Source organism: Verrucosispora sp. ts21, from assembly GCF_002879555.1.
In the GTDB taxonomy this organism is placed as follows: Bacteria; Actinomycetota; Actinomycetes; order Mycobacteriales; family Micromonosporaceae; genus Micromonospora; species Micromonospora gifhornensis.
In genome coordinates, this window is sequence record NZ_PNOZ01000189.1 from 1 (window position 1) to 551 (window position 551).

Annotated in this window: 1 protein-coding gene; it reads left to right on the forward strand. The window is 68.6% G+C overall.

What is annotated here, in order from left to right; genetic code table 11:
- The coding region (locus C1A38_RS30470; RefSeq protein WP_102661107.1) for a WXG100 family type VII secretion target at nt 1–307 on the forward strand (307 nt) is incomplete at its 5' end.
- Nucleotides 308–551 lie beyond the last annotated feature (244 nt).

The following is a 551-nucleotide window of genomic DNA, read 5'->3' on the forward strand; positions in this document are numbered from 1 at the left end:
GGAGCGGAACGTGGCCACGTACCACATCGTCAGCGAGGACATGCAGGAGTCTTCGACCTGGCTGAAGCAGAACATGCAGACGCTGTTGGACGGGATGAACCAGGCCAAGAGCAAGATCGACACGCTGATCCAGGGTGGCTACAACACCCCGGCCGCTCAGCAGAAGTTCGGGCCGTACTTCGACGAGTACAAGGGCAGCGTCGACCAGACCCTGAACGGCATGGAGGGCATCAGCCAGTACCTGACGCAGGTCAGCGACGCGTTCTCCGAGACGGACAACCAGACCGGGGCCAGCCTCGGCCGCTGAACGACCGGACGGGCCGGGCCGCGTGGTGAGCGGATCACCGCGCGGCCCCGCCCGTCCCGACGGACCACCCGACCAGGAGACCCTCGTGCGCCTGCAGCTCACCGTTGCGGATCCGTCCACCGCCGTCATCGAATACCAGGTCGAGGCGGCCCCCGAGAACACCGTGGGGGAACTCGCCGAGGCGCTCGCCGCGCGGCGGCCGGAGCCCACCGGCGCCCCACCGGCGATCTTCGTCGCCGGTGCG